The sequence below is a fragment of the Streptomyces sp. NBC_01268 genome, assembly GCF_036240795.1.
In the GTDB taxonomy this organism is placed as follows: domain Bacteria; phylum Actinomycetota; class Actinomycetes; order Streptomycetales; family Streptomycetaceae; genus Streptomyces.
The window spans coordinates 5,441,315-5,463,485 of record NZ_CP108454.1; the positions used below are offsets into that span (position 1 = coordinate 5,441,315).

General features: G+C 74.7%; 15 protein-coding genes. 11 read left to right on the forward strand and 4 right to left on the reverse strand.

The features are described 5' to 3' along the window. The first annotated feature begins 44 nt into the window (after window positions 1-44). The 9 genes from OG309_RS24655 (at window position 45) to moeZ (ending at window position 11,791) form a co-directional block, all read left to right on the forward strand. Window positions 45-1,790 carry an ABC transporter substrate-binding protein gene (locus OG309_RS24655; protein WP_329423805.1) on the forward strand — a complete coding sequence of 582 codons (1,746 nt, stop codon included), beginning with the start codon at window positions 45-47 and terminating at the stop codon, window positions 1,788-1,790. Continuing rightward, the gene (locus OG309_RS24660) at window positions 1,787-2,791 is read left to right on the forward strand and encodes an ABC transporter permease (protein ID WP_402546209.1); all 1,005 of its coding nucleotides are present in this window, start codon (window positions 1,787-1,789) and stop codon (window positions 2,789-2,791) included. The genes OG309_RS24655 and OG309_RS24660 overlap by 4 nt, the downstream gene beginning before the upstream one ends. Further along, window positions 2,788-3,777 carry an ABC transporter permease gene (locus tag OG309_RS24665; protein WP_329423807.1) on the forward strand — a complete coding sequence of 330 codons (990 nt, stop codon included), beginning with the start codon at window positions 2,788-2,790 and terminating at the stop codon, window positions 3,775-3,777. The genes OG309_RS24660 and OG309_RS24665 overlap by 4 nt, the downstream gene beginning before the upstream one ends. Further along, window positions 3,774-5,483, forward strand: a complete 1,710-nt coding sequence (locus OG309_RS24670; protein ID WP_329423809.1) for an ABC transporter ATP-binding protein — start codon at window positions 3,774-3,776, stop codon at window positions 5,481-5,483. The genes OG309_RS24665 and OG309_RS24670 overlap by 4 nt, the downstream gene beginning before the upstream one ends. A gap of 191 nt (window positions 5,484-5,674) precedes the next feature. Continuing rightward, window positions 5,675-7,456, forward strand: a complete 1,782-nt coding sequence (locus tag OG309_RS24675; protein WP_329423810.1) for a DUF3492 domain-containing protein — start codon at window positions 5,675-5,677, stop codon at window positions 7,454-7,456. A 13-nt stretch (window positions 7,457-7,469) separates the two neighbouring features. Beyond that, on the forward strand, window positions 7,470-8,714 hold the full coding sequence (locus OG309_RS24680) for a hypothetical protein (protein WP_329423811.1): 1,245 nt from the start codon (window positions 7,470-7,472) through the stop codon (window positions 8,712-8,714). A 127-nt stretch (window positions 8,715-8,841) separates the two neighbouring features. Continuing rightward, window positions 8,842-9,801, forward strand: coding sequence for an NAD-dependent epimerase/dehydratase family protein (locus OG309_RS24685; RefSeq protein ID WP_046910969.1), 960 nt, complete (start codon window positions 8,842-8,844; stop codon window positions 9,799-9,801). Beyond that, complete coding sequence (locus OG309_RS24690) at window positions 9,789-10,541, forward strand: spherulation-specific family 4 protein (protein WP_329423814.1); 753 nt, start codon at window positions 9,789-9,791, stop codon at window positions 10,539-10,541. The genes OG309_RS24685 and OG309_RS24690 overlap by 13 nt, the downstream gene beginning before the upstream one ends. 71 nt (window positions 10,542-10,612) lie before the next feature. After that, window positions 10,613-11,791, forward strand: a complete 1,179-nt coding sequence (gene moeZ, locus OG309_RS24695) for an adenylyltransferase/sulfurtransferase MoeZ (protein ID WP_329423816.1) — start codon at window positions 10,613-10,615, stop codon at window positions 11,789-11,791. 107 nt (window positions 11,792-11,898) lie between these two features. On the opposite strand, the gene OG309_RS24700 is transcribed toward moeZ, so the two are convergent. From OG309_RS24700 to OG309_RS24715, 4 genes are all read right to left on the reverse strand, one after another. Next, entirely contained in the window at window positions 11,899-13,464 is a 1,566-nt protein-coding gene (locus tag OG309_RS24700) for an alpha/beta hydrolase (protein WP_329423817.1), read from the reverse strand. Window positions 13,465-13,518: 54 nt separating this feature from the next. Next, window positions 13,519-15,093, reverse strand: coding sequence for an alpha/beta hydrolase (locus tag OG309_RS24705; RefSeq protein WP_329423819.1), 1,575 nt, complete (start codon window positions 15,091-15,093; stop codon window positions 13,519-13,521). 119 nt (window positions 15,094-15,212) lie between these two features. Then, window positions 15,213-17,855 carry a lysylphosphatidylglycerol synthase domain-containing protein gene (locus OG309_RS24710; RefSeq protein WP_329423821.1) on the reverse strand — a complete coding sequence of 881 codons (2,643 nt, stop codon included), beginning with the start codon at window positions 17,853-17,855 and terminating at the stop codon, window positions 15,213-15,215. A 46-nt stretch (window positions 17,856-17,901) separates the two neighbouring features. Continuing rightward, window positions 17,902-18,069, reverse strand: coding sequence for a hypothetical protein (locus OG309_RS24715; RefSeq protein ID WP_329423823.1), 168 nt, complete (start codon window positions 18,067-18,069; stop codon window positions 17,902-17,904). Window positions 18,070-18,140: 71 nt separating this feature from the next. Here OG309_RS24715 and OG309_RS24720 point away from each other — a divergent pair, with 71 nt between their 5' ends. Both OG309_RS24720 and OG309_RS24725 read left to right on the forward strand, forming a co-directional pair. Next, window positions 18,141-18,491 carry an MGMT family protein gene (locus OG309_RS24720; RefSeq protein ID WP_329423825.1) on the forward strand — a complete coding sequence of 117 codons (351 nt, stop codon included), beginning with the start codon at window positions 18,141-18,143 and terminating at the stop codon, window positions 18,489-18,491. A gap of 158 nt (window positions 18,492-18,649) precedes the next feature. Continuing rightward, a complete protein-coding gene (locus OG309_RS24725) occupies window positions 18,650-22,168 on the forward strand; it encodes a UvrD-helicase domain-containing protein (RefSeq protein WP_443067591.1) in 3,519 nt (1,172 codons plus the stop codon). Window positions 22,169-22,171: the final 3 nt, after the last annotated feature.

Genomic DNA, 22,171 nt, shown 5'->3' on the forward strand with positions numbered 1-22,171 from the left:
TTTGCGGCAGTTCACCGCAGTTCACTCCGAGAGGCTCCCTTCCCATGCGTCAACCGTCCGTCATCTCGCGCCGCGCGGCAGCGGCCGCCGTCAGTCTCGTCCTGGCCTCGGGCGCCGTCGCCTGCGCCGGACCTCAGGACGCCGGTGGAAAGGGCGCCTCCGGCAAGGCCGAGGGCGGCCCGCAGAAGGGCGGCACCCTCACCGTCCTGAACGCCGAGGCGCAGGAGGACTTCGACCCGGCCCGCCTCTACACCTCCGGCGGCGGCAACGTCCCCTCGCTCGTCTTCCGCACCCTCACCACCCGCAACCGCGAGGCGGGCGCCGCCGGCACCGAGGTCGTCCCCGACCTCGCCACCGACACCGGCCGCCCCAACAAGGACGCCACCGAGTGGACGTACACCCTCAAGGACGGGCTGAAGTTCGAGGACGGCACGCCCATCACGAGCGCCGACATCAAGTACGGCATCGAGCGCTCCTTCGCGGCCGAGCTCTCCGGCGGCGCCCCCTACCTGCGTGACTGGCTCGTCGGCGGCGACACCTACCAGGGCCCCTACAAGGCCGCGCCCGACGGGAAGAAGGGGAAGGGCCTCGCGTCGATCGTCACCCCCGACGCGAAGACCATCGTCTTCAAGCTGAAGAAGCCCGAGGGCGAGTTCCCCTTCGTCGCCACCCAGACCCAGTTCGCCCCCGTCCCGAAGGCCAAGGACACCGGCGCCACGTACGAGGAGCACCCCGTCTCCTCCGGCCCGTACAAGGTCGTCAGGAACGAGAACGACGGCCAGCGCCTCGTCCTGGACCGCAACCCGCACTGGGACCCGAAGACGGACGCCGAGCGCAAGGCCTACCCCGACTCGATCGACGTCAAGTCGGGCCTGGACGAGGCCGTCATCAACCAGCGGCTGTCCACCTCCGCGGGCGCCGACGCCGCCGCCGTCACCACCGACACCAACCTCGGCCCGGCCGAGCTCGCCCAGGTCGGCTCCGACAAGGAGCTCGCGGCCCGCGTCGGCACCGGCCACTTCGGCTACACCAACTACCTCGCCTTCAACCCGAAGGTGAAGCCCTTCGACAACCCGAAGGTGCGCCAGGCGATCTCCTACGCCATCAACCGCACCAGCGTCGTCAACGCGGCCGGCGGCTCCGCCCTCGCCGAGGCCGCCACCACCTTCCTGCCCGAGCAGAAGTCCTTCGGCTTCACCGCCTACGACCACTTCCCGGCCGGCAGGACCGGTGACCCGGAGAAGGCCAAGCAGGTCCTGAAGGAGGCCGGCTACCCCAACGGGCTGACCGTCACCCTGCTGCACTCCACCGCGCAGAACCGCGCCACCAGCCCCGAGGTCGCCACCGCCGTCCAGGAGGCCCTCGCCAAGGCCGGCATCACCGTCAAGCTGGACGGCCAGGAGCCCAACTCCTTCAACGAGAAGCGCTGGAGCGTCAAGGACGCGCCCGGCTTCTTCCTCTCCCGCTGGGGTGCCGACTGGCCGGCCGGCGGCCCGTTCCTCGCGCCGATCTTCGACGGCCGCCAGATCGTCACCGACGGCTCCAACTACAACCACGCGCAGCTGAACGACCCGGCGGTCAACCAGGAGATCGACGAGATCAACAAGCTGACCGACCTCAAGGCCGCCGCCGCCCGCTGGGGCGCCCTGGACAAGAAGATCGGCGAGCAGGCGCTCGACGTGCCGCTCTTCCACCCCGTCTACAAGCGGCTCGTCGGCAAGGACGTCAAGAACGTCGTCATCAGCGACTGGACCGGAGTCCTCGACGTCTCGCAGGTCGCGGTCAAGTGACCTCGCTCACCTCACCGTCCGACGTGTCGGCGCCCGCGGCGGTCACCCCCGCCACGGGCGCCGCCCGGCAGCTCTGGCGGCGGCTCCGCACCCGGCCCTCCGCCGTCGCCGCCGCCTCCGTGCTCGCCCTGCTCGTCCTGCTGGCCCTCGCCGCCCCGCTGCTCGCGGCCCTCGCGGGCCAGGACCCGCACACGTACCACGACGACCTCGTCGACTCCGCCCGCGGCGGCGTCCCGTACGGCTCCTTCGGCGGGATCAGCGCCGACCACTGGCTCGGCGTCGAACCCGGCACCGGCCGCGACCTGTTCGTCCGGCTCCTGTACGGCGCCCGGGTCTCCCTGCTCGTCGCCGTCGGCGCCACCGCCGTGCAGATCCTCATCGGCCTGCTCATCGGCCTCGCCGCCGGACTCGGAAGCCGCTGGGTCGACGCCGTCCTGAGCCGGATCACCGACGTGTTCGTCGCCCTGCCGTTCCTCGTCCTGGCCATCGCGCTCACCGCGGTCGTGCCGCGCGACTTCCCGCGTCCGCTGCTGCTGATCCTGGTCATCGGCCTGCTCGGCTGGGCCGGCACCTCCCGGATCGTGCGCGCCCAGACCCTCACCCTCAAGAGCCTCGACTTCGTCGCCGCCTCCCGGCTGGCCGGCTCGGGGCGCGGACGGACCGCCCGGCGCGAACTGGTCCCCTCGCTGGCCGCGCCCGTCATCACCTACGCGGCGATCCTCGTCCCCACCAACATCGTCGTCGAGGCCTCGCTCTCCTTCCTCGGCGTGGGCGTCACCCCGCCCACCCCGTCCTGGGGGCAGATGCTGTCCACCGCGCAGACCTGGTTCCGCGCCGACCCGGCGTACGTCCTGCTGCCCGCCGGACTGCTCTTCGTGACCGTGCTCGCCTTCACCGTGCTCGGCGACGCCGTCCGGACGGCCCTCGACCCGCGAGAGGCCAGCCGCCTCGCCGTGGGCACCGCCCGCGAGAAGCGGGCCCGCAAGGAGAAGACCTCATGACCCGCTACCTCCTGAAGCGGCTCGCGGGCGCCGCCCTCGTGCTGCTCGTGCTGTCGGCTCTGGTCTACGGGCTGTTCTACCTGCTGCCCGGCGACCCCGCCCGGCTCGCCTGCGGCGAACGCTGCAACCCGCAGCAGATCGCCCAGGTCCGCGAGCAGCTCGGCCTGAACGACGGCATCCTCGTGCAGTACCTGCACTTCCTCCAGGGCGTCGTGACCGGCCGCGACTACTCCACCGGCACCGCGCTCACCCACTGCGACGCACCCTGCCTCGGCCTCTCGTACCAGAACGACCAGCAGGTCACGCAGCTCATCCTGGAGCGGCTGCCCGCCACCGCCTCCCTCGCGCTCGGCGCCATGGTCATCTGGCTGGTCGTCGGCGTCGGCACCGGACTGCTCTCCGCGCTCCGCCGCGGCGGACTCACCGAGCGGACCCTGACCGTGCTCACCCTCGCCGGCACCGGCACGCCCGTCTTCATCCTGGGCCTGCTCCTGCTCATGGTGGTCTGCGCCTACCTCCAGTGGCTGCCCTTCCCGACCTACGTGCCGCTCGGCGAGGACCCCGAGCAGTGGGCCTGGAACATGCTGCTGCCCTGGCTCACCCTCGGCTTCTTCGAGTCCGCGAAGTACGCCCGGATGACCCGCAGTTCGACCCTGGAGACGCTCGCCGAGGACCACATCCGCACCTTCCGCGCGTACGGCGTGGGGGAGCGGGCCGTCGTCACCCGGCACGCCCTGCGCGGAGCCGTACCGCCGGTGATCGCGCTCAGCGCGCTCGACCTCGGCACGATGTTCGGCGGCGCCGTGCTCACCGAGTCGCTGTTCGGCATCCCCGGGCTCGGCAAGACCCTGATCGACTCCGTCCGGCACATCGACCTGCCGGTGGTCGTGGGCGTCGTGCTCCTCATGGGAGTCGCCGTGGTCGTCGCGAACGTCGTCGCCGACCTCCTCTACGCGCTCGCCGACCGAAGGGTGGTCCTGACATGAGCGTCCCCGACCCGCACCTGCCCGACGCCGGTGCCCCGCTGGTCACCGTCGACGGCCTCACCGTCGAGTTCGAGGGTGGCGTACGCGCCGTGGACGGGCTGTCCTTCACCCTGGAGGCCGGCCGGGCGCTCGCCCTCGTCGGCGAGTCCGGCAGCGGCAAGTCCACCGTGGCCGGCGCCCTCCTCGGCCTGCACCACGGCACCGGCGCCCGCGTCGGCGGACGCGTCACCGTCGGCGGCGTCGACGTCGGCGCCGCCGGACCGGCCGAACTGCGCCGGCTGCGCGGCGGAGTGGCCGCCATGGTCTTCCAGGACCCGCTCTCCGCGCTCGACCCCTACTACGCGATCGGCGAACAGATCGCCGAGGTGTACCGGATCCACCACCAGGGCTCCCGGAAGGCCGCCCGCGCCCGCGCGGTGGAGGTGCTCGACCGGGTCGGCATCCCCGACGCGGCCCGCCGCGCCCGCTCCCGCCCGCACGAGTTCAGCGGCGGCATGCGCCAGCGCGCCCTCATCGCGATGGCCCTCGCCTGCGCGCCCCGCCTCCTCGTCGCCGACGAACCCACCACCGCCCTCGACGTCACCGTCCAGGCCCAGATCCTCGACCTGCTCCACGAGCTGCGCCGCGAGACCGGCACCGGCCTGCTGCTCGTCACCCACGACGTGGGCGTCGCCGCCGAGAGCGTGGACGAGGTCCTGGTGATGCGCGGCGGACGCGAGGTCGAACGCGGGCCCGTGGCGCGGGTGCTCGGCGCACCCGCGGAGCCGTACACCCGTGAGCTCCTCGCCGCCGTGCCCCGCCTCGACGGGCCGGCGCGGCGGACGGTCCCGGTGCCCGCGCCCGCCGCACCGGCGGCCCCGGCCGGTCCGGCACCGGGCGAGGTGCTGCTCGAAGCCGTCGACCTGCGGCGGGAGTTCGGGCGGGGCAAGGACCGGTTCACCGCCGTCGACGGCGTGTCGCTGACCGTGCGCGCCGGGGAGACGCTGGGCGTCGTCGGCGAGTCCGGCAGCGGCAAGACCACCCTGGGCCGGATGCTGGTGCGGCTCCTCGACCCGACGTCCGGCGGACTCCGTTACGGGGGTACGGAGATCGGCGGACTGTCCGAGAAGGAGCTGCGCCCGCACCGGCGGGAGCTCCAGATGGTGTTCCAGGACCCCGTCTCCTCGCTCAACCCGCGCCGCTCGGTGGGCGAGTCCGTCGCCGACCCGCTGCGCGTGGCGGGCGACCTGGACGACACGCGGATCCGCGACCGGGTGCGCGCACTCCTCGACCGGGTGGGGCTCGACCCCGACCGCTACGACGCCTACCCGCACGAGTTCAGCGGCGGCCAGCGCCAGCGCGTCGGCATCGCCCGCGCACTCGCCGCCGAACCCCGCCTGATCGTCTGCGACGAGCCCGTCTCGGCCCTCGACGTCACCACCCAGGCCCAGGTCACGGCGCTGCTCGCGGACCTCCAGGCCGAACTCGGCCTGGCGCTCGTCTTCATCGCCCACGACCTGTCCGTGGTGCGGCAGGTCAGCGACCGGGTCGCCGTCATGCGCGCCGGCCGGATCGTCGAGCAGGGCACCGTCGACGCGGTGTACGGCAGCCCCCGGGACCCGTACACCCAGCGGCTCCTGGCAGCGGTCCCCTCGCTCGACCCGGTGCTCGCCGCGGACCGCCGGGAACGGCGCCGGACCCTCGGCGAGGAGCTGGCCGCAGCCTGACCGAGCGTGACCGAAGCACCCCGTAGCGCCACGGAACGCTACCGGGGCGGGAAAGTTACGTGCATTCACCCCTTCCGGTGGCGCGACGGACAACCGTCCATCGCGCCACCGGCATATCCGCTTACGTTCTTCCCGCTGCGGGTCACCGGACCGAAAGGTGGCCGCCGACACGGGAGATCGGGGGTGTGCACATGCGGATCGGACTGCTCACGGAAGGTGGCTATCCGTACGCCACGGGTGAGTCCGGGCTTTGGTGCGACCGGCTCGTACGCGGCCTCGCCCCGCACGAGTTCGACGTCTACGCCCTCAGCCAGGACGCCCGCCACGAGGCCGCCGGCCGGCTGCCCCTCCCGCCCAACGTCCGCGAGGTGCGCACCGCCTCGCTCTGGGCCCCCGACGACGACGGGCGCGGCCACGGCCGCCGCGAACGCCGCCGCTTCGAGGCCGCCTTCCGCGAGCTCGCCGCCGGCATCTGCGCCGACCGGCCGGTCACTGCGGCCGGTGCCGAAGAGGCCGGGGCCGGTGCGGCCGCCGGGGGACCGCGGGCCGCCGCGACCGGCGAGAGACCCGGGACCCGACCCGTCGCGGGGGAACCCTGGGGCGAACGGGCCGCCCGGGAGCCGCGGGCGGCGGACGCCGCCGCGGACGCCCCCGAGCGATTCGCCGCCGGGCTCTACGGACTCGCCGAACTCGCCCGCTCCCACGGCGGACTGCGCGCCGCGCTCCGGTCCGAGACCGCCGTGCGGGTCCTGGAGTCCGCGGGCCGGGCCCCCGGAGCGCGCCGCGGCCTCGCCGCCGCCACCGTCCCCGATCACCTCGCCTTCCTCGACCGGCTGGAGCGCGCCCTGCGCCCGCTCTCCCTCGACTGGTACGACGAGGAGGGCGCGGGCCTCGGCCGGGCGGACCTCTGCCACGCCGCCTCGGCCGGGGCGGCGGCGCTCCCCGGCCTCCTGGCCAAACGCTTCTTCGGCACCCCGCTGCTCGTCACCGAGTACGGCGTCCAGCTGCGCGCCCACTACCTCGCCGCCGCCGACGCCCCGCTCGCCACCCCGGTCCGCGCCCTGCTCGCCGCCTTCCACGGGCGGCTCGCCGGCGAGGTCTACCGCCAGGCCGCCCTCCTCACCCCCGGCAACGCCCACGCCCGCCGCTGGCAGGAGCGCTGCGGCGCCGACCGCGCCAAGCTGCGCACCGTCCACCCCGGCATGGCCGCCGAACGCTTCGCCGAGGTCGGCGAGGACGAGGAGAGCGGCGACCCGGCGACCCTCTCCTGGATCGGCCGCGTCGAGCCCGCCAAGGACCTCATCGCCCTGTTGCACGCCTTCGCCGACGTCCGCCGCCGCCAGCCCGACGCCCGGCTGCGGATCATCGCCGCGCCGCTGCGCGAACCCGGCGCCGCCGCGTACCTCGCGCACTGCCGCAACCTCGCCGAACAGCTCTTCCCCGACGAGGCCGCTGGCCGGCACGCCATCGGCGAGAACCCGGTCTCCTTCGAGGAGCTGGGCGGCCCCGAGGCCCCGACCCTGGAGGAGGCCTACGCCTCCAGTGCCGTCGTCGTCCTGTCCAGCGTCGTCGAGGGCTTCCCCGTGAGCCTCGTCGAGGCGATGTTCTGCGCCCGGGCCACCGTCTCCACCGACGTCGGCGCGGTCGTCGAGGTCATCGGCGGCACCGGACTCGTCGTCCCCCCGCGCAACCCCAAGGCGCTCGCCGACGCCTGCCTCGCACTGCTGCGCGACCCCGAGCGCCGGCACCGCCTGGGCGCCGCCGCCCGCGCCCGCGCCCTGGAGCTCTTCACCGTCGAACAGAACCTCGCGGCGTTCCGCGGCATCTACCTCGAACTCCTCTCCCGCGCACCGGTGTGCCGCCGCACCGCCCGGGCCGTGCCCTTCGCACACCCGGCCGAGGCGTACGTGCCGGGCAGCTGGGCGGACCAGCCCGTCACCGCCGCGGCCGGTACGGGAGACCCCGATGCCTGAAGGAGGCACCCCCATGCGCGGCCCCGCCGCACCCACCAGCCCGGGTCCCTGGGATCCCCGCTCCGAGGCCCTGCTCCGGCTCGCCGCCCCGGCCGCGCTCGCCCCGCCGGTCCCGGCCGGCCCCGCCGAAGCGATTCAGCAGCCCGCCCCCGCACTCGGCCCGCGCGCCCCCCGGCGCGCCACCGCCGACCCGGTCAAAGCCCTGATGCACCGCCACCGCGAGCTGTGCGAACGGGCCGTCGACCCGCTGGAGATCGCCGCCGGACTCGAAGCCCACGGCGTCACCGACCGCACCGCCGCGCGCTTCCGGCACCGCGACGTCTTCTCGCTCGCCGAGGAGCTGTACGCCCGGGTGCCCCGCGGCGACTCCGCGCCCGCCCGCCCCGCCCCCGAGGCGCCCGCCCCCGGCGGAACGGCGGCCTGGGCGCTCGCCGCCTGCGCCCCCGGCACCGTCGCCGTGCTCACCACCGCGGGCCTCGCCCTCACCCAGGGGGCGCTGCGCGGCGCGGTCGGCGCGCTCGGGGCCCTCGGCCTCGCCGCCGCCCTCCTCGTCGCCGTACGCCGCGGCCCCCTGCACGCCGACGGGCGCACCGCGCCCGCCGCCCGGCTCTGGACCCTCTGGCTGCTCGCCTACGCGGTGGCCGGCGACGGCCTCCTCGACCAGCTCCTGACCGGCGGCCCCGACGGCGCCGCCTGGAGCCTCGTCACCCCCGGCGGCCCCGCCGCCCCGGCCGACGGCGCCTGGCTCCTCGACACCGGCCCCCTGCTCGCCCTCGCCCTGGCCGTCGCCCCCGCCGCCTGGTGTGCCCGGCTCTTCGCCGTCCGCGCCCGCCGCCGGCTGGCCGCCAGCCGCGGCCTGGCCGACTTCGCGGCGGGCGTCCGACCCCTGCTGCTCTCCACCGTCGCGCTCCCCCTCGCGCTGCTCGCCGGGCTCCTCGCCCTCACCGGCTTCAGCCCCGGCGCGCTCGCCCTCGGCGCCCTGCTGCTGCTCGCCCGGCTCCTCACCGTGCACGGGCCGCCGGAGACCGCAGCCCACGGCCTCGCCGCCGCCTGCGCCGCCGAGGCCCTCTCCCTCGCCCTCGTCCTCGCCGCCCGGCTCCCGGGCTGTGCCTTCCTCGACTCCCCGGTCCGCGCCGCCGTCGACACCTGGGGACCCGCCGCCGTGCCCGCCCTCGCGTGCGGCGCCGCGGCCCTCGCCCTGCTGGCCCACGCCACCACCGCACTCTCCCGGGCCTCGGCGCACGCCACCGCCCGCTGATCCCCGGCGCACCCGCGGGGCCGACGCCGCGGGCGCTCCCCCCTCCACCTGGACCATCCCAAGGAGACCCAACAGACATGACGCGCCAACCCCACGCCACGGCCGGTCGGCACGAAGGGGCCGCACGATGAGGGTGCTGCTGCTCGGAGCCAACGGATTCATCGGCCGCTTCGTCGCCGACCGGTTGCTCGCCGACCCGGCGGTGCACCTCACCGCCCTCGGTCGAGGCGACGACGCCGACGTACGGTTCGACCTCGCGACCGGCAGCCCCGGTGCCCTGACCCGGTTCCTCGACGCCGTCCACCCCGGAGTCGTCGTCAACTGCGCGGGCGCCACCCGCGGTGGAGCCCGCGAGCTGACCCGGCACAACACCGTCGCCGTCGCCACCGTCTGCGAGGCCCTGCGCCGCAGCGGCTGCGGCGCCCGCCTGGTCCAGGTCGGCTGCGCCTCCGAGTACGGGCCCAGCCAGCCCGGCTCGTCCACCGCCGAGGACGCCGTGCCCCGCCCCGGCGGCCCGTACGGCGTGTCCAAGCTGGCCGCGACCGAACTCGTCCTGGGCTCCGGCCTGGACGCCGTCGTCCTGCGGGTCTTCTCACCCGTCGGCCCCGGCACCCCGGCCGGCTCCCCGCTCGGCCGGCTCGCCGAGGCCATGCGCCGCGCCATGCAGGCCGGCGACGGTGAGCTCAAGCTCAGCGGCCTGGGCGTGCAGCGCGACTTCGTGGACGTACGGGACGTCGCCCGCGCCGTCCACGCCGCCTCGCTCTCCGCCGCGCAGGGCGTCGTCAACATCGGCACCGGCCGCGCGGTCCGGCTCCGGGACGCCGCCGCCGTCCTCGCCCGCGTCGCCGGATTCGCCGGCACGCTCCACGAGTTGGACGGGCCGCCGCCGCGCCCGGTCATCGGCGCCCCGCGCACCGAGACCATCGCCGAGCAGCTGGCCGCCGCCCCCTTCCCGTACCCCGACGGCTGCGGGCCCTGGCAGCAGGCCGACGTGCGCACCGCCCGCGACCGGCTCGGCTGGCGGCCGCGGATCAACCTGGAGGAGTCGCTGGCGGACATCTGGATGGAGGCGGCATGCCGCATCTAGCCGCCACCGGCACGGCCCTGGCGATGGGGGTGGGCGTGCCCGGCTACGCCCACCCGCTGCTCGCCCCCGTCGAGTGGGCCGAGCTCACCCGCCCCGGCACCCCCGTCCACTGGGCCGTCCTGAACGTCGCGGAGGGGCCCGGCGCCCGGCCCGACCCGCACTGCCTGGAGGCCGCCGGGAAGCTGCGCAACGCGGGCGTCCGGGTGCTCGGCCACATCGACCTGCGGCACGGCTCCCGCCCCTTCGGCGAGGTCGTCTCGGACGCCCAGCGCTTCCTGGACTGGTACAAGGCCGACGGCTTCTACCTGGACCGCGCCCCCGCCGACCGGGCCGACCTGCCGGCGGTGCGACGGATCTCGGCGACGCTGGAGGCGCTGCTCGACGGGGAGCGGGGGAACCGGGGCGCCCATCTCGTCCTGGGCCACGGCACCCACCCGTACCCCGGCTACGCGGAGGCGGCCGACCAGCTCGTCACCTTCTCCGGGGCCTGGGCGGACTACCGCTGGTCGCAGGTGGCGGAGTGGACGGCCGACTACCCGGCGGGGAAGTTCGTCCACCTGGTCCACGGGGTGCCCCGGACCCATCTGGAGGAGGCCCTGCGGATCGCCCGCTGGCAGGGCGCGGCGACGGTCTTCTTCACCGACCGCCGGGGCCGGCCGGGACAAACCGACCAATTCCACACGCTGCCCGGCTACTGGGACGAAATCGTCTCGCGTATCGGACGGGGTGTCTCGGAATGAGGAGGGGCGTGGCAGTGTTGTCGACAGAACCACCGTAGTGAAATACCGACCAGAGTATTGATGAGGTCTCCGTGTCGCTGCCACCCCTGGTCGAGCCGGCTGCCGAGCTCACCGTTGACGAGGTCCGCAGGTACTCCCGCCACCTGATCATCCCGGACGTCGGGATGGACGGGCAGAAGCGGCTCAAGAACGCGAAGGTGCTCTGTGTGGGCGCGGGCGGCCTCGGCTCGCCCGCTCTCATGTACCTGGCCGCGGCCGGTGTCGGCACGCTCGGCATCGTGGAGTTCGACGAGGTCGACGAGTCGAACCTGCAGCGCCAGATCATCCACAGCCAGGCGGACATCGGCCGTTCCAAGGCGGCGTCCGCGAGGGACTCGGTCCTCGGCATCAACCCGTACGTGAACGTGATCCTCCACGAAGAGCGGCTCGAGGCCGACAACGTGATGGACATCTTCAGCCAGTACGACCTGATCGTCGACGGCACCGACAACTTCGCGACCCGGTACCTGGTCAACGACGCCTGCGTGCTGCTCAACAAGCCGTACGTCTGGGGCTCGATCTACCGCTTCGACGGCCAGGCCTCGGTCTTCTGGTCCGAGTACGGCCCCTGCTACCGCTGCCTCTACCCGGAGCCCCCGCCGCCGGGCATGGTCCCCTCCTGCGCCGAGGGCGGCGTGCTGGGCGTGCTCTGCGCGTCCATCGGCTCCATCCAGGTCACCGAGGCCATCAAGGTCCTGGCCGGCGTGGGCGACCCGCTGGTCGGCCGCCTGATGATCTACGACGCCCTGGAGATGCAGTACCGCCAGGTCAAGGTCCGCAAGGACCCCGGCTGCGCGGTCTGCGGCGAGAACCCGACCGTCACCGAGCTCATCGACTACGAGGCCTTCTGCGGCGTCGTGTCCGAGGAGGCCCAGGAGGCGGCGCTCGGCTCGACGATCACTCCCAAGCAGCTCAAGGAGTGGATCGACGACGGCGAGAACATCGACATCATCGACGTCCGCGAGCCGAACGAGTACGAGATCGTCTCGATCCCCGGCGCGCGCCTGATCCCGAAGAACGAGTTCCTGATGGGCACCGCCCTCCAGGACCTCCCGCAGGACAAGCGGATCGTCCTGCACTGCAAGACGGGTGTCCGCAGTGCGGAGGTCCTCGCCGTGCTCAAGGCCGCGGGCTTCGCGGACGCCGTGCACGTCGGCGGCGGCGTGATCGGCTGGGTCCACCAGATCGAGCCCGAGAAGCCGGTCTACTAGGACCTGCCGGACGGCCGACCGCTCCGAACGGAAGGGCCCGGACCTCGTACGAGGTCCGGGCCCTTCCGCGTGCCGTGCCGCCCTCACCGACGGGTGCCGCCGGGCGCTCAGGAGCACGTCGTGCCGTACGCGGGCACCTTCCCGTCCAGGAGGTACGCGTCGACCGTCCGCGTCACGCACGCGGACGCGCCGTACGCCCCGTGCCCCTCGCCCCGGTTGCTGACGAGCACGCCGACCCCGCTGCCCAGCGCCTTCGCCATCCGCTCCGCACCCTCGTACGGAGTGGCCGGGTCGCCGGTGGTGCCGACGACCAGGATCGGCGCGGCGCCCGGCGCGCGCACGTCCAGGGTCGTGTCCGCGCCCCGCACCGGCCAGTCGGCGCACCAGCCGGCCGTGTCCCAGGCGAGGAACTCGCCGAAGACGGGGGAGAGGCGGCGGAACCCGGGCAGCAGCGCGCGGGCCTGGGCGGGCGTCGGGCGCTCGGCCGAGTCGGCGCAGGAGATGGCCCGTTGGGAGTGGGACTGGGTGGAGTAGTGGCCGGACTCGTCCCGGTCGTCGTACCAGTCGGCGAGCCGCAGGAGCTCCTTGCCGTCGCCGTTCTCCGCCCGGGACAGCGCGCTGGTGAGCAGCGGCCAGCTCTGCTGCGAGTAGAGCGGCATCACCACGCCGGTCAGGGCGAGCGACTGCGTCAGCTTCCGGTCGCCGACGGCGAGCGGCGCCCGGTCGAGCCGCGCGAGCAGCCGCACGATCCGCTCCGAACCGGCCTTCGGGTCCTGCCCGGTGGACCGCAGGTAGTTGTCGAGGGCCCGCTGGAAGCCGATCGTCTGGTTGCGGGCGTGCCCGACGCTGTCGGCGGTCGGGTCCACGACGGCGTCGAGGACGAACCGCCCCACGTTCTTCGGGAAGAGATGGGCGTACGCGGCGCCGAGCTGCGTCCCGTAGGACATGCCGAAGTAGTGCAGCCGGTCGTCGCCGAGGACCTGGCGGACCAGATCGAGGTCGCGGGCCGTGTCGGCGGTCGTGGTGTGCGGCAGCAGCTTCCCGGAGCGGCGGGCGCAGCCGGCCGCGAAGGCCGCGGCGTCGTCGAGGAAACGCTTCTCCTCGGCGGCCGTGTCCGGCGTGGAGTCGACCGTCCGCTCGGCGGCGTCCTGTTCGGCGTCGTCGCGGCAGACCACACCGGCGCTGCGCTGGACCCCGCGCGGGTCGAAGCCGACCAGGTCGAAGCGGCGCCCGAGGCTGCCGTACTCGCTCGCCGCGCGGGGCAGGATGTCGACGCCGGAGGCACCGGGCCCGCCGAAGTTGAACAGCAGCGACCCGAGCCGCCCGTCCTTGTCCCCGGCCTCCTTGCGGATCAGCGCGACCGGGATCGTCTCGCCGTCCGGCCGGGCGTAGTCGAGGGGCACCCGGACGTCCGCGCACCGCCACGCCGAGCCGGGCTCCGCGCCACCCTCGGGGGCCGCGCAGCGCTTCCAGTCGGGGCGCTGCCCGGTGAGCGAGGCCGGCAGCCCGCCGGAGGGCTTGGGGTCGCCGGACGCCGGGGGAGCGGTGGAGGAGGCGGGTGCCGACGGGGGCGCACCGTCCGGGCCGCCGGGGCTCGCGCACCCGGCGGCGAGGATCCCCACGAGGGCGAGCACCGCGCCCCCGGTCTGCCTGCGTCTGCCCGCACCCGACATGAGCGACCCCCCGTGATCCGTACCGGACCGCCATCGTAGGCGGCCGACCCGCGCCTACTGGCAGACGGTCCCGGAGGCCGGCACCCTGCCGCCGAGGAGGTACGCGTCGGTGGCCCCCTTCACACAGGCGTTGCCGCTGCTGTAGGCGCCGTGGCCCTGTCCCTTGTACGTCAGCTCCACGCCGACGCCCTTGCCGAGGGCGTCGACCATCGAGCGGGCTCCCGCGTACGGGGTGGCCGGGTCGCCGGTGTTGCCGATGACCAGGATCGGGGCGGAACCGGCGGCGGCGACGTTCGGGTGCTCCCAGGTGCCGGGCACCGGCCACTGGGCGCAGCTGGACAGCGCCCAGGCCATGAAGTCGCCGAAGACGGCGGAGGCCTGACGGAACTCCGGGACGCGCTCCTTGGCCTGCCCGAGCGTGTAGCGCTGCTTGAAGTCCACGCAGTTGATGGCGGCGTTGGCGGCCTGGATGTTGCTGTAACTGCCCGTCTGGTTGCGCCCGTTCATGGAGTCGGACAGGGCGAGCAGCAGCGCGCCGTTGCCGCCGTCGGCCTCGTCGAGCCCCTGCTCCAGATAGGGCCAGAACTCCTTCGAGTACAGCGCCTGCGCGATGCCGTTGGTGGCCTGTGTCTGGGTGAGCATCCGGTCGCCGATGCCGGGGATCGGCTTCTTGTCGAGCCGGGCGAGCAGCTCGGTGATGAACGCCTCGATCCCGGCGACGCTGTCTCCGGGCAGCACGCACGCGTCGCCCCGGTCCACGCAGTCCCGGGCGAAGTTGTCGAGCGCCAGCTGGAAGCCCTTGGTCTGTCCGAGCGCACCCTCCTCGACCCCGGCGGCGGGGTCGACGACGGCGTCGAACACGGCGCGCCCCACGTTCTTCGGGAAGAGGTGGGCGTAGACGCCGCCGAGCTCGGTCCCGTACGAGATGCCGAAGTAGTGCAGCTTGTCGTCGCCCAGGACCCGCCGCATCAGGTCCATGTCGCGGGCGGCGTTCTCGGTGCCGACGTAGGGGAGTTCGGGCCCGGCGTCCTTCTCGCAGCCGGCCGCGTACTTCTTCTGCGCCTCGTCCAGGGTGCGCTCCTCGGCCGCGTCGTCGGGCGTGAAGTCGAGGGCGTAGTAGGCGTCGAGTTCCTTGTCGGTCGCGCACTCTACGGGTTCGCTGCGGCCGACGCCGCGCGGGTCGAAGGAGACCAGGTCGTAGCGGGAGCGCAGCGACTCGAAGTCGGAGGCGAAGCTGGGCAGGCCGGTGATGCCGGAGCCGCCGGGCCCGCCGAAGTTGAACACCAGCGACCCGATCCGGCGCTGCTGGTCCCGCGCCTTGGCCCGGATCAGGGCCAGATCGACGGTGTCGCCGTCGGGCTTCGCGTAGTCGAGGGGCGCGGTCATGAACGAGCACTCCCACTTCGCGCCGTCCGGCAGCGGCGACGGCGCGGGCCCGCCGCCCTCGGCCGGGGACGGCGGCAGGCACGGGGACCACTCCAGCTTCTGCGCGGCGAGCCGGTCGAGCCCCGAGGGCCCGCTGGACGCGGGGGCCGCGGCACCCGAGTCTCCGCCGTCCGAGCACCCGGCGGCGAGGAGCACGGTGGTCGCGGTGAGCAGGGCGGCGCGCTGAGCTGCGGAGATCGGCATGGACCCATCGTGAGCCGCCCGCCGACCCCCCGCGCGGGAGGTGGTCCATGCGGGTGGCACCCGGCGGGCGGCTCCTGCCTTCCGCTTCCGAAGCCGCCCGAGCGCCCTGCCGCGGGGCCCTACAGCGCCTCGCGCCTGCTCAGCCAGTTGAAGCACAGCCAGCCCGGCAGCACCGGGAGCCACAGCGTCAGCAGGCGGTACAGCAGCACCGCGGGGGTGGCGACCTCGATCGGGAGCCCCACCGCCACCAGGCCGAAGGTGAGCGCGCCCTCGACCGCGCCGACGCCGCCCGGGGTCGGGGCCGCCGAGCCGAGCGCGTTGCCCGCGAGGAAGACGACGGCGACGCTGGCGTAGCTGACGGTCTGGTCGCCGTGCCCGAAGGCGCGGATCGAGGCGTCCAGGCAGAACACGAACGCGCCGGTGAGCAGCAGCATGCCACCGATGCCGGTGACCAGCTTCATGGGCCGCTGGAGCACGTCCAGCATGCGCGGCACCACACCCGCGAAGAGCGAGCGCAGCCGCGTCGAGACGAACTTGCGCATGAACGGGATGGCCGTCACGACGAGGACGAGCACCGCGACCGTCAGCAGGCCCGCGATCACGGTCCTCGACGGCGTGAACGACTGCGACTTCTCCGTGCCGGTGAGGTAGCCGAACGACAGCAGCAGCAGGATGTGCGCCCCGAGCCCGAAGAGCTGCGAGGCGCCGACGCTGGCGACCGCCAGACCCGGGCGCACGCCCGCGCGCTGGAGGAAGCGGGTGTTCAGGGCGACACCGCCGACCGCCGCCGGGGCGACGATCTTCACGAAGGAGCCGGCGACCTGCGCCACCACGGTCCGCCAGAAGCCGACCCGCTCGGGCACGAAGCCGAGCAGGCTCATCGCCGCCGCCACATAGCTGAGGGCGGAGAAGACCACCGCCGCCGCGACCCAACGCCAGTCGGCCTGGCTGACCGTCGACAGCGGGGTACGGGCGATCTGCGAGAGCAGGAAGTACGCGGCGACGGCACCGGCGATCAGGCTGACCAGGGTGCGCGGCTTGATCCGCTCCAGGCGGACCGGCTCCACCGGCGCCTGCGGCCGGATCTTCAGCACCTGGTGCCGGATCTGCGCGAGCAGGTCCTCCTCGCGGGCCTCGTCCAGGGCCTCGTCCAGCGCCCGCTTCTCGGCCTTCTTGTCGGCCTGCCGCTCCGCTCGGGCGACCTTCCGGTCGGTCTCCAGGTTCGCCTGGGCGCGTGCCTCGGCCCGGACCGCCTTGGCCGTCTCGGAGGCGGCGAGCACGGCCTCGCGCTCGCGCGCGGACCGCTCCCGGGCCAGCCGGCGCAGCTCCGCCCGGGTGGAGCGGCTCAGCGCGATCGGCTGGAGCAGCGGCAGACAGTCGGCGATGGGGTCGGGGCCGAGCACCTCGACGGCCGCGGCGACCGCCCGCTCGGCGCCCACCCGCAGGCCCAGGGTGGTGAGCAGCTGGGCGATGTCCATCCGCAGGACCAGGTCGCCGGCGGCGATCTCGCCGCCCCGCAGGTCCGTCAGGATCACCTTGCCGGAACGATCCACCAGAATCGCGTCCCCGGCGAGCCTGCGGTGCGCGATGCGGCGCGACTGCAGGGCCTTCACCTGGCGCCAGGCGCTGCGCACCAGGTCGTCGGTGATCTCGTCGTCGTCCAGCGAGTCCAGGGTCCGGCCGCCGAGGTGCTCGTAGACGAGCATCACGGCGTCCGGGCCGAGCTCGGAGGTGGCGATCAGCTTCGGCGCGTTGGCGCCGGCGGCGATCGCCGCGTAGGCGAGGAGCGCCTCCTGCTCCAGGGCCTGCCGCAGCGAGACGATCGAGCGGCGGGTGGTGATGGTGCGCAGGGTGATGCGCCGCCAGGCCCGGTAGAAGAAGCCGTGGGCCTGCTGCTCGCGGTCGACGACCGTCACGTCGAGCGGCGGCCCGTCCTCCAGGGTCACGATGTAGCGGCGGCCCCGGTCGCTGCTGTCCGCCGAGTCCGGAACGCCCTCGGCACGCAGCGCGGTCACCGGGCGGAAGCCGACCCGGCGCAGGCCCGCGAGGAGCGTCTGCCCGGTCGGCCGGACGTTGGGGGAGCCGACGGCGTACAGCGTCCCGTACGCCACGGTCCAGCCGATCAGCACGGTCAGGATGATCGAGAGGGCGGTGGTGTACCCGGCGACCAGCATGGTGAACGCGTCGAGCAGCAGCACCATCCACAGCACGACCCGCCAGCGCGGTCTTCGGGCCATGCCCACGGCGGTCATGTACGCGATGACCGGCGCGAGGTAGTTGTGCACGGGGTCGGTGAGCCCGCCGCCGGACTGCGGCTGGGTCAGCGCGTCCTGGATGGTGCCGGGGGCGGCGTTGGCCACCCACAGGTCGGTGGCGAGGGTCACGCCGTGGGCGAGGACCGCGGCGAGCACGCCGTCCGCGATCCGCAGCCCGTCGCGTTTGACGAGCCGCTCGATGGCGAAGGCCACCGGCACGAGCAGGACGGCGATCGACGAGACGAGCCCCGCGATCTTGACGAAGACGTCGGGGGCGCCGCCGGCGCCCTTGTTGATGTCCTGTTCCAGTCCCGAGGTCGTGCCGTGGGCGAAGGCGGCGATGGCGAGGACGACGGCGATGGCGAGGACGCCGATCAGCAGGCGCATCAGGTCCGAGGGGCGGTGGACCCGGGCGGCGAGCAGCGGCTCGTCGCCGGAGACGCGCTCGGGCAGGTTGGACGGCGCCTCGCCGGGAGACTGCCCCGGAGGCTGGATGTCGTGCCCCATCACCATGTCCGTCTCTGCATGCCGTGTCGTGGCGGCCGGTGCCGCCTCATCCTCTGTCGCTGACGTCGCTGACGTCGCTGACGTCGCTGACGTCGCTGACGTCGCTGACGTCGCCGATGTTGCCGATGTCGCTGAATTCACCGACGTCGCGCACGTCGCGGCGGTCGCCGCTGCCGCTTCCGTCGCCTGTTCTTGTTCTCGTATCACCAGTCACCGCCCGCACGATGGTGGCATGAAGCGGGGCCGTACGGAGGCATCAGGGGGTTGTCGGTGCGGTGAGGCAGGATGACCCGAATGGAGAACCAGGAGCTGCCCGAGCTGCCCGAATATGCGGAACGGGTCCTTCAGGCCGCCGAGGAGATCCCGCCCGGCCGGGTGATGACCTACGGGGACGTCGCCGAGTACGTGGGGGAGGGCGGCCCGCGCCAGGTCGGCCGGATCATGGCGCTGTACGGCGGTTCGGTGCCCTGGTGGCGTGTGGTGCGGGCGGACGGCGCCCTGCTGCCCGGACACGAGGCACGTGCTCTTGGTCACTACCGCGCCGAGGGCACCCCGCTGCGGCAGCCCCAGGGCGGCGGCACGCCGCGCCTCGACATGCGCCGGGCCCGCTGGGACGGGTCGGCTCCGCAGGGCTGAGCGCGCGCAGGGCGGGACGGCCCCGGGTCGCCGCGGGGATCGCGTACCGTCGAAGTTCGCGCTTCTCACCCGGGCACCCCGAGAGGCCGGCACACCCCGGGCACGCCTCGCACCCCGAGCTGCCCGCCCACCATCCACCAGCAGGACCGGCGACCCACGTGACTTCCTCCTCCACCCTTGCGGCCGTGCGGGGCCCCGGTGCGTACCGGCTGGTGCGGACCGTGCCGGCACCGGTGCGGCCCCCTGTGCTGGACGCAGCGCAGCGCGCGGTGGTTGACCACACGGACGGACCACTGCTGGTCCTCGCCGGACCCGGCACCGGGAAGACGACGACGCTGGTGGAGGCGGTCGCGGCCCGGCTGGAGCGCGGCACCGACCCCGAGCGGATCCTCGTCCTCACCTTCAGCCGCAAGGCGGCCGTCGAGCTCCGCGACCGGATGGCGGCCCGGCTGGGCGGGCGGCGGCCCCCGCAGGCGACGACCTTCCACTCGTACTGCTACGCCCTGATCCGCGCCCACCAGGACGCCGAACTCTTCGCCGAGCCGCTGCGGCTGCTCTCCGGACCCGAGCAGGACCTGGCCGTCCGCGAGCTGCTCGCCGGGCAGATCGACCTGGAGAAGGCGGGCCTCGGCCGGGTCGGGTGGCCCGACGAACTGCGCGCCTGCCTCACCACCCGCGGCTTCGCCGACGAGGTCCGCGCCGTCCTCGCCCGCTCCCGCGAGCTGGGCCTGGGGCCGCGCGCCCTGGAGGAGTTCGCCCGGCGGGTCGGACGCCCCGACTGGCGGGCCGCCGCCGGCTTCCTCGCCGAGTACCTGGACGTCCTCGACCTCCAGGGCGTCCTCGACTACACGGAGCTCGTCCACCGCGCCGTGCTGCTCGCCGACTCCGCCGACCCGGCCGCGCTCCCCTCGTACGACGCGATCTTCGTCGACGAGTACCAGGACACCGACCCGGCGCAGGTCCGGCTGCTGCGCGCGCTCGCGGGCCGGCCGGCCGGGGCCGCCCGGGGCGGCGGCCGGGCGACGGGTGGGCGCACGGTGCTCGCCTTCGGCGACCCGGACCAGTCGATCTACGCCTTCCGCGGCGCCGACGTCAACGGCATCCTCGACTTCCCCGCGACCTTCGGCGGCACGGTCCGCGTCCTCGGCACCTCCCGCCGCTCCGGCGCCGGCCTGCTCGCCGCCACCCGGCTGCTCACCCAGCGCATGCCGCTGCCCCGGCTCCCCGCCGACAAGGCACGGGCCCATCGCGAGCTCACCCCGGTACGGGACGGGGGCCGGGTGGAGGTCTACACGTACCCCACCGCCTCCACCGAGACCGAGAACATCGCCGACCTCCTGCGCCGCGCGCACCTGGAGGACGGCGTCCCCTGGCACGAGATGGGCGTCCTCACCCGCGCCGCCGCCCACCTCCCGTCCCTCCGCCGCGCCCTCACCTCCGCCGGCGTCCCCGTCGAGACCGACGCGGCCGACACCCCCCTGCGCCACGAACCGGCGGTGGCACCCCTGCTCCTCGCCCTGCGGGCGGCGGCCGCCGGCGAGGCGCGCGCGGGTGCGGGCGAGGCGCGCGCGGACGACGACCCGGCCGCCCGCGGGGACGACGCGGACGGCGGTCCCGCCGTGGGCGCCGACGGCGCCGTGGACGGGGGCTCCAGCGGCGCCCACGCCCACGACGGCCGGGAGGAGGGCCCCGACGGCGAGGCACCCGAGGGCCCCGACGGCGACGTGCCCGAGGCCCCTGACGGCGACGCACCCGACGGCGACGCCCACGACGCCCCGTCCGCCGTTGCTCAGCCCGCTCCCGGCTGGCTCGATGTCGAGACCGCCGTCGCGCTGCTCGCCTCGCCGCTCGCCGGCATGGACCCCGCGGACCTGCGGCGGCTCGGGCGGGCACTGCGGGACGAGGAGCGGGCCGGCGGGAACGCGGTGCCCCCGCCCTCGGACGTGCTGCTCGCGCGGGCGCTCGCGGAACCCGAGCGGCTGGTCGCGCACGACCGCTCGTACGCCCGGGCCGCCCGGCGGCTCGGCGAGCTGCTGCGCGCCGCCCGGGCGCGGCTCGCGGCGGGCGGCACCGCCGAGGAGGCGCTGTGGCTGCTCTGGGACGGCACGCCCTGGCCCGGGCGCCTCGAACGGGCCTCCCTGCGCGGCGGCCCCGCCGGCCGCAACGCCGACCGGGACCTCGACGCCGTCTGCGCCCTGTTCGAGACCGCCGCCCGCGCCGAGGACCGGGTCGGCGGACGCGGCGCGCTCAACTTCCTGGAGGAGCTCGACGCCCAGGACATCGCCGCCGACACCCTCACCCGCCGCCACATCCGCCCCGACGCCGTCCGCCTCATGACCGCGCACCGCTCCAAGGGCCTGGAGTGGCGCCTGGTCGTCGTGGCGGGCGTGCAGGAGGGCCTCTGGCCCGACCTGCGGCGGCGCGGCTCCCTCCTGGAGGCCGACCGCATCGGCCGCGACGGCCTCGCCGAGCCGCTGACGCCGGGCGCCCTCCTCGCCGAGGAACGGCGTCTCTTCTACGTCGCCGCCACCCGCGCCCGCGAACGGCTCGTCGTCACCGCCGTCAAGGCCCCCGCCGAGGACGGCGACCAGCCCTCCCGCTTCCTCACCGAACTCGGCCAGGAGCCCAAGGACGTCGCCGGACGCCCCCGCCGCCCCCTCGCCGTCGCCGCCCTCGTCGCCGAGCTGCGCGCCACCACCGTCGACCCCGACGCCTCCCCGCAGCTGCGCGCCGCCGCCGCCGAACGCCTCGCCCGGCTCGCCGCCCTCACCGACGAGGAGGGCACCCCGCTCGTCCCGGCCGCCCACCCCGACCGCTGGTGGGGCCTGGCCGAGCCGACCCGCGGCAGCGTGCCGCTGCGCGACCGCGACCACCCGGTGGCGCTCTCCGGCTCCGCCCTCGACCAGCTCGCCAACACCTGCGCCCTCCAGTGGTTCCTGGGCCGCGAGGTCAAGGCCGACGCCCCCGCCACCGCCGCGCAGGGCTTCGGCAACGTCGTGCACGTCCTGGCCGACGAGGTCGCCTCCGGCCGTACCGCCGCCGACCTCGACGTCCTCATGGCCCGACTGGACTCGGTGTGGGACGGCCTCGCCTTCGACGCGCCCTGGAAGTCCTCCCAGGAGAAGGAGAACGCGCGGGTCGCCCTCGAACGCTTCCTGCGCTGGCACGTCATGGACCGCGCCGGCCGCACCCCCGCGGCCACCGAGCACGACTTCGACGTCACGCTCGCCGCGGGCGCCTACCAGGTGCGCATCCGGGGCTCCATGGACCGCGTCGAGGCCGACGAACAGGGCCGCGCCTACGTCGTCGACTTCAAGACCGGCAAGTCCGCCCCCACCAAGGACGAGGTGGCCCACCACCCGCAGCTCGCCGTCTACCAGCTCGCCGTCCGCGAGGGCGCCGTCGACGAGGTCTTCGGCGGCCGGACACCCGAGCCGGGCGGCGCCGAACTCGTCCAGCTGCGCCAGGCAGCCCCCAAGAAGGAGGGCGGCGACGCCCTCCCGAAGATCCAGGCCCAGGAACCCCTCGCGGGCGAGTGGGTCGGCGACCTGCTGGCCTCGGCGGCGGGCCGCGTCCTCGACGAGCGGTTCACCCCCAGCACCGGCCAGCACTGCACCACCTGCTCCTTCCGCGCCTCGTGCAGCGCCCGCCCGGAGGGCCGGCACGTGGTGGAGTAGGCC

What these genes read in the sequence shown, in the direction of transcription:
- OG309_RS24655 (WP_329423805.1), top strand. Translation starts at nt 45, where the DNA reads ATGCGTCAACCGTCCGTCATCTCGCGCCGCGCGGCAGCGGCCGCCGTC.
- OG309_RS24665 (WP_329423807.1), top strand. Translation starts at nt 2,788, where the DNA reads ATGACCCGCTACCTCCTGAAGCGGCTCGCGGGCGCCGCCCTCGTGCTG.
- OG309_RS24670 (WP_329423809.1), top strand. Translation starts at nt 3,774, where the DNA reads ATGAGCGTCCCCGACCCGCACCTGCCCGACGCCGGTGCCCCGCTGGTC.
- OG309_RS24675 (WP_329423810.1), top strand. Translation starts at nt 5,675, where the DNA reads ATGCGGATCGGACTGCTCACGGAAGGTGGCTATCCGTACGCCACGGGT.
- OG309_RS24680 (WP_329423811.1), top strand. Translation starts at nt 7,470, where the DNA reads ATGCGCGGCCCCGCCGCACCCACCAGCCCGGGTCCCTGGGATCCCCGC.
- OG309_RS24685 (WP_046910969.1), top strand. Translation starts at nt 8,842, where the DNA reads ATGAGGGTGCTGCTGCTCGGAGCCAACGGATTCATCGGCCGCTTCGTC.
- OG309_RS24690 (WP_329423814.1), top strand. Translation starts at nt 9,789, where the DNA reads ATGCCGCATCTAGCCGCCACCGGCACGGCCCTGGCGATGGGGGTGGGC.
- OG309_RS24700 (WP_329423817.1), bottom strand. Translation starts at nt 13,464, where the DNA reads ATGTCGGGTGCGGGCAGACGCAGGCAGACCGGGGGCGCGGTGCTCGCC.
- OG309_RS24705 (WP_329423819.1), bottom strand. Translation starts at nt 15,093, where the DNA reads ATGCCGATCTCCGCAGCTCAGCGCGCCGCCCTGCTCACCGCGACCACC.
- OG309_RS24710 (WP_329423821.1), bottom strand. Translation starts at nt 17,855, where the DNA reads ATGGGGCACGACATCCAGCCTCCGGGGCAGTCTCCCGGCGAGGCGCCG.
- OG309_RS24720 (WP_329423825.1), top strand. Translation starts at nt 18,141, where the DNA reads ATGACCCGAATGGAGAACCAGGAGCTGCCCGAGCTGCCCGAATATGCG.